This window comes from Micromonospora chalcea (genome assembly GCF_002926165.1).
GTDB lineage: Bacteria > Actinomycetota > Actinomycetes > Mycobacteriales > Micromonosporaceae > Micromonospora > Micromonospora chalcea.
Genome location: NZ_MAGP01000054.1, coordinates 1 through 6,177, shown reverse-complemented (window position 1 = coordinate 6,177; position 6,177 = coordinate 1). Strand labels below are relative to the sequence as shown.

General features: G+C 70.4%; 6 protein-coding genes. 5 read left to right on the top strand and 1 reads right to left on the bottom strand.

Annotated features, from left to right (window positions below; all coding sequences use genetic code 11):
• Positions 1-386: 386 nt before the first annotated feature.
• The 5 genes from BAW75_RS06155 to BAW75_RS06135 all read left to right on the top strand — a co-directional run bounded on the left by BAW75_RS06155 (position 387) and on the right by BAW75_RS06135 (position 5,614).
• The gene (locus BAW75_RS06155) at positions 387-1,793 is read left to right on the top strand and encodes an APC family permease (protein WP_104112936.1); all 1,407 of its coding nucleotides are present in this window, start codon (positions 387-389) and stop codon (positions 1,791-1,793) included.
• On the top strand, positions 1,790-2,803 hold the full coding sequence (locus BAW75_RS06150; RefSeq protein ID WP_104112935.1) for an acetamidase/formamidase family protein: 1,014 nt from the start codon (positions 1,790-1,792) through the stop codon (positions 2,801-2,803). Before BAW75_RS06155 ends, BAW75_RS06150 begins: the two co-directional genes overlap by 4 nt.
• Positions 2,804-2,816: 13 nt before the next feature.
• The gene (locus BAW75_RS06145) at positions 2,817-3,500 is read left to right on the top strand and encodes a GOLPH3/VPS74 family protein (RefSeq protein WP_104112934.1); all 684 of its coding nucleotides are present in this window, start codon (positions 2,817-2,819) and stop codon (positions 3,498-3,500) included.
• Positions 3,501-3,537: 37 nt separating this feature from the next.
• Entirely contained in the window at positions 3,538-4,206 is a 669-nt protein-coding gene (locus tag BAW75_RS06140) for a GNAT family N-acetyltransferase (protein WP_104112933.1), read from the top strand.
• 295 nt (positions 4,207-4,501) lie between these two features.
• The gene (locus BAW75_RS06135) at positions 4,502-5,614 is read left to right on the top strand and encodes a tetratricopeptide repeat protein (RefSeq protein ID WP_104112932.1); all 1,113 of its coding nucleotides are present in this window, start codon (positions 4,502-4,504) and stop codon (positions 5,612-5,614) included.
• On the opposite strand, the gene BAW75_RS06130 is transcribed toward BAW75_RS06135, so the two are convergent.
• Positions 5,534-5,815: a class I SAM-dependent methyltransferase gene (locus BAW75_RS06130; RefSeq protein ID WP_244206020.1), complete on the bottom strand. Its 282-nt coding sequence runs from the start codon at positions 5,813-5,815 to the stop codon at positions 5,534-5,536. The genes BAW75_RS06135 and BAW75_RS06130 overlap by 81 nt on opposite strands.
• Positions 5,816-6,177: the final 362 nt, after the last annotated feature.

Here is a 6,177-nt window from a genome sequence, read left to right as displayed (position 1 = left end):
GGATGGCAGTACTCGCAGAAGAAGTTGCAGCGGTTCGTCAGGTGCCAGTCGAACTCCCACTCCCACGGCGCCGGGTCCGACGTCATCGCTGACACACGCACCGGTCCCACCTCCCCACGCTCGGCCGCCGACATCGATTCGACGAGTACCGATGTCAACTCTGGCGTTGAGGGTGTTGACCGGGACACCTCACGGTGGGGTCCCACGGTGGCCCCTCACCGTGGGCTGTCCCACCTGCCGTGATCACGTAATCGTTCATTCGTCCTGCGCTGCCAGGGGTGCAGAACGGATCACCGGGGCGCAGGCACACGTAGGGCGCGTGAGTTACGAGAGGCAATCCTCCGCGTGCGCCCTCATCCAGTGCCGATGCAGGAGGAGGGCATCGAATGTTTGAACAGAACGACTTGGCCCGTTACGGCTATCGCCAGGAGTTGGCTCGGAGGTTGCGCTTCCGGGACCTCTTGGCCTACGGCCTGGTGTACATGGTGCCGATCGCGCCGATGGCGATTTTCGGCAGCGTGTACGCCGGCTCCGGCGGGATGGTGGCCCTGGCGTACGCGGTCGGTGTGGTCGCGCTGGTGTTCACCGCGTTCTCGTACGCGCAGATGGTGAAGGCGTTCCCCATGTCGGGCAGCGTCTACAACTACGCGGGCCGAGGTATCAGCGCGCCGGTCGGGTTCCTGGCCGGCTGGGTGATCCTGCTCGACTACGTCCTCGTACCGGGCCTGCTGTACCTGGTGGCGTCGGTGGCGATGCACTCCACCGTGCCCGCGGTGCCGGTGTGGCTGTGGTTGCTCGGGTTCGTCGCGGTCAACACGGTCGTCAACTCGGTGGGGATCCGGATGACCGCGATGGTGACCCGGGTGATGCTCGTCGGCGAGCTGATCGTCCTGGCGATCTTCCTCGCCGTCGCCGGTTGGGCCCTCGCCTCGGGCAGGGGCCGGTTCAGCTGGGACGCGTTCTACAACTCCGACACGTTCACCTGGTCCCTCGTCGCGGGGGCGGTGTCGATCGCGGTGCTGTCCTTCCTCGGCTTCGACGGCATCTCCATGCTGGCCGAGGAGACCAAGGGCGGTTCCCGGCAGATCGGCCGTGCCATGGCCGCCGTCCTCGTCCTGGCCGGCGTGCTGTTCATCGCCCAGACCTGGCTGGCCGCGATGCTCGTCCCCGAGCCGGCCTCGCTGCTCAGTGACGGTGATCCGAACGGCACCGCCTTCTACGACGCCGCGCAGGTGGCTGGCGGAGGCTGGCTGGGGACGTTGTGCGCGGTCGCGACCGCGATCGCGTGGGGCCTGCCGAACTCGATGGTCGCGCAGGTCGCCACGTCCAGGCTGCTGTACGCGATGGCCCGGGACCGGCAGCTCCCGGCCTTTCTGGCGAAGGTGTCGATCCGCCGCAACGTGCCAATCAACGCGACCCTGCTCACCGGCGCCGTGTCCCTCACGCTGGGCCTGTACATGGCCACCCGAGCGGACGGGATCACGCTGCTGTCGTCGCTGATCAACTTCGGGGCGATGGTCGCGTTCCTGGTCCTGCACGTCTCCGTCGTCGTGCACCACCTCATCCGCCAGCGCAGCGGCAACTGGTGGGCGCACCTGGTCATGCCCGGGATCGGGTTCGCGATCCTCGCCTACGTGGTGGTCAACGCCAACATCGCCGCGCAGCGCCTCGGTCTGGCCTGGCTCGCCCTCGGCATGGTCGTACTCGCCGGCCTGTACCTGTCCGGCCGCCGGCCCGCCCTGTCGGGTCTGGCGCCCGCGCAGCCGCAGGCCCGCCACGTCGAGCGGGTGTGACGACCATGGACGCGATCAGCTACCGGCCCGCCCGCGACGAGCTGGCCTACACCTTCGGTGGCCGGATGCCGGTGGCCCACGTCCGCTCCGGCGACGTGCTGCAGGTGCACACCGAGGACTGCTTCGGCGGATTGGTGCGCGGCCCGGCGGACCTGCCGTCGCAGGTGTGCCGCATGCCCTACCTGAACCCGGTATCCGGGCCGTTCTTCGTCGAGGACGCAGAGCCAGGCGACACCCTCGCCGTTCACCTCGCCTCGATCGTTCCGGCCCGCGACTGGGGAGTCTCCTCGACGTTCCCGCACTTCGGGGCACTGACCTCCACCTCGCATACGGCGACCCTGCAGCCGCCTCTCGAGGAGCGGGTGTGGGTGTACGCGATCGACCAGCAGGCCGGCACGGTCCGCTTCCACGCCACCGACACCGACCACACGGTCGACCTGCCGCTAGATCCGATGATCGGCACCATCGGGGTGGCGCCGGGCGGTTTCGAGGCGCGTTCGACCATCGTGCCCGACAGCCATGGCGGGAACCTCGACACACCGGAGCTGCGCGCGGGTACCACCCTGTACCTGGGGGTGAACGTGCACGGGGCGATGCTCGCCCTCGGCGACGGCCACGCCCGCCAGGGCGAGGGTGAGGCCTGCGGCGTCGGGGTGGAGATCGCCACAACCACCACCCTGATCATCGAGGTCATCAAAGGCGTCCCGACGGTGTGGCCCCGTCTGGAGACCGACACGTCGATCATGTCGGTCGGCTGCGCCCGCCCGTTGGAGGACGCCTACCGGATCGCGCACCGCGACCTGGTCGGCTGGGTGGGTGACCTCACCGGCCTGGAGCAGCTCGACGCGTACCAGCTGGTGTCGCAGGCGGGAAGGGCGCCGATCGGCAACGTCTGCGACCCGAACTACACCGTCCTCGCCGCCGTCGACAAGCTGCTGCTTCCGCAGCCGCAGGCCGCCTACGGCGGGGTGCACGCCCGCCTGCGGCAGCACGCCGGCGGGCCGCGGTAGGGACGGGATCGAGATGAACTCGTCCATCCCGCAGTTGCCGTTGCGGGACGAGTTGTTCCTGCTGGGCCACGACGACGACACCGGCCAGCCGCACATCCACCGCCAAGCCCTCGCCCTCGGCCTGGCTGGTGCGGTTCTCATCGACCTGTTCCTCGCCGGGCGGATCGCCCTTGACACCACCGATGACACCGGGCCGGGCGGGGAGCAGCGGCTGTGGCTGCACCTGGACCGGCCGGTCGGTGATCTGATCGCCGACACTGCCCTGGCATCGATCCGCTACGCCCATCCGGCCCCGCCGCTGCGGGGGTGGCTGCGCGGGTTCGCCGCCGACCTGTACGACCGCACCCGCGCCGGCCTGCACGCTGGCGGGATCCTGCGCCACGACGTGCGTCGCCGCCCCGGCGGGCTCGGCCGCACCGACCGCTACCTGCCCACGGACCTGAAGTGGCCGGTTGTCGCCCGCGCCCGGTTGCACTACATCGCCGCCGGCCGTGACCAGCCCGACAACCACACTGCCGCCCTCGGCGGCCTCGTCGCGACCCTCGGCCTGACCAACCACCTGTACCTCGCCGACGACACCGCCGCCCTCACCGCGCAACTGCGCACCATCGCCGCGCAGCACCACCGGCAGGTACGCGACATCACCGCCGCAGTCGACGCCGCTGTCGGTGACCTCGCCACCGCCGCCTATTGGTAAGCCCGCCCCACCCACCCGCTGCCCTTGGAGGCATCCCATGGACGTCATTCCGCGTATCCGTGCCGCCCGATGGGCGGACAAGGAACCCGTCGCCGCGATCGTCGCCGACGCCCTGCACTCCGGCCCGCTCGCCCAGTGGCTAGTGCCCGACCCGACCTGCCGGCAGCAGATCCTCACCGACGTGGCGGTCATCTGGGTGGAACACGCCATGTTCTTCGGAGACATCCAGATCACCGACGACCTCAGCGCCGCGGCGATGGGGTTTCACCGCTACCGCAGCATCCCGCCACCGTCGAACTACCACAGCCGACTGGCCGACGCCGCCGGCCCGCACGCGCGGCAGTTCGAACTCCTCGACCAGATACTCACCCAGGTCCGACCCACCGAACCTCACTACCACCTGGCAGTTCTCGCCGTTCTTCCCGCCGCCCAGCGGCGCGGTATCGGCGCGGCGATGCTCGCCCACCATGAAAGCCGCGTCGACCGCATCGACATGCCCTCGTGGACCGAAATCGCGCCCGACAGCCAGGACCTGTACCGCGGGCACGGCTACCTCCCGAGACCCGCGCTCACCCTGCCCGACGGGCCGGTCCTCGCCCCGATGCGCCGCAACCCTCACCCGAACCGCAGCTCCTGGCCCCTGAACACCGCCAGGCCGGCAACCGTCACCGCCGCGGCCCGCGCCCAGTCCGACACCCAACGCTAGGCCCTGGGTTTCGGTAGCCAGGTCCGGCTACCGGCTAGCACCGCCCCTCTCTGTCGCCGCCCCGCGTCGTCGCCCACCCTCTGCGTCGGGCCCACGTCGGTGCGTCCAAGCCGGTCGCCCGCCCGTTGAGGGAGGGCAGCGGCGACCGACGTGGCCGGCGACGACAGCCCCCCACTGTCGTCGCCGGCCACACCCTCCGCTCACATGCGCCGTCTGCGGATCATTACGAAATTCACAAACCCGGCGCCGCTCCCACCGCCTGAACGCAACCATGAATCCCAAGGAAGGAACGCCGATGCCGACGCGGACGACAGCCATCCCCGCGTGGACACCCGCCTTCGTCGCCGAGGTCGTCGCCGCGACCATCGAACAAGCCGCCGTCCACGGCCTGCACCAAGCGCCCCGGGGCGTTGCCCGCAGCCACCACCTGTCGCCCGCGACGGTTGAGGAATGGGTCTCGCGGGCCCGCGCCGTGCAGGCCGCGCCCGTGCCACCCGGCCTCCTGGCCTGCCACACCTGCGCGCGATCCATGATCCTCATCCAGCTGCCCGGCAGCGGCAGGGTCTACCTGTGCGCGCCGTCCTGCGGGCGCACACCGGTGCCGGCCGAGGAGATCCGCGACGCCGTTGCCGCAGTGATCCTGCACCGCACCCCACACCTCGTCCCACCCGGCAAGACGACCCAGGCCGCCTCCTACGCGCTCGGCCCTATCCAACGCGTCACCGTCGGCGCGACCGGCACGGACCTGCACATCACCTGGAGGGCCGTCTCCCTACAGGTCACCGGCCCGATGATGGTCATGGCCCAGCGTCTGCACCTGGCCCAGCGCCACGCCGCCGGCAACACGCCGGAGCGTGCCATCGACGTCCTGCGCAGCGGGCTCCTGCACATCGACCCCACCAGCGGCAGGCTCGCCCTGGACACCGCGACCGCCCGCGCCGCCGCGCTCCTGGCCACCCTCACCCTCACCAGCGGCGACCCAGCCGCCGCACTCCCCTGGGCCCAGTGGGGACACCGCAGCCTGCGTCACCTTCTCCGAGACCCCACCAACCCGGAAGTCCGCGCCGCCCTGCGCGTCCTGGCCGCCACCCACCGCGCCGCCGGGAACCTCACCGCCGCCGCCGACTGCTACAGCGACCTCGTCCGCCACCACACCCAGGCCGACGGACCCTACGCACTACCGACCCTCGCCACCCAAGCCACCCTCGCCGTCGTCCTGTACGAACACGGCCGCCAGGAACCGGCGCAGCAACTCCTCGCCCGGACCATCGCCGACCACCGTCGTGTCCATCCCCGCCACCCCGCCATCGCGCGCATGACAGCCGTCCTATACCGCATGCACACCACAGCTACCGGCCTGGGGGAAGGCGATGGCGCAGACCGCCAGGTCGAAGGTGTCGTCGGGTAGCGGCACAGTGGCGAAGTCGCCCTCGATAACGGTCACGTCGCGGCCCGCGAGGTTCGTTCGCAGCCGGGCCGCCAGCCAGCCACCGAGTTCCACCGCCAGCACCGACGTGCCGGCGTCCACGAGGGGGCGGGTCATCTGCCCTGTTCCCGTTTCGATCTCCAGGACGCGCGTACCCGGTCGCAGCCCGCACTCGGCAAGCACCTCGTACACCCTTGGCGGGTATCCCGGCCGGGCCGCCTAGTTGTCCGGGTTCTCGTCGAAGCTGCCCCGGCTCAGCAACTGGTCGTCACCGCTCACGTCGCGAGCGTATTCGCTCAGGCTGCCGGGGCCGGCCCGGCCGCACGCAGCCGTCCGCTTCTTCTGCGGTGTGGGCTGGGTTTCATCCCGCCCTGCGGCGTTTCTGGCTGATCTTCCTTGCGACGGTGTCGGCGCGTCCGGGTCTGTCAAACGAACGGTGTAACTCGGGTTGTTGACGGTTACTTACGGCCTGCGGAGAGGCGTCCTTCGAAGGCGATGTCGAAGGCGTTCAGGGCTGGTTTCCAGCGCATGGTCCACCGCCGGCG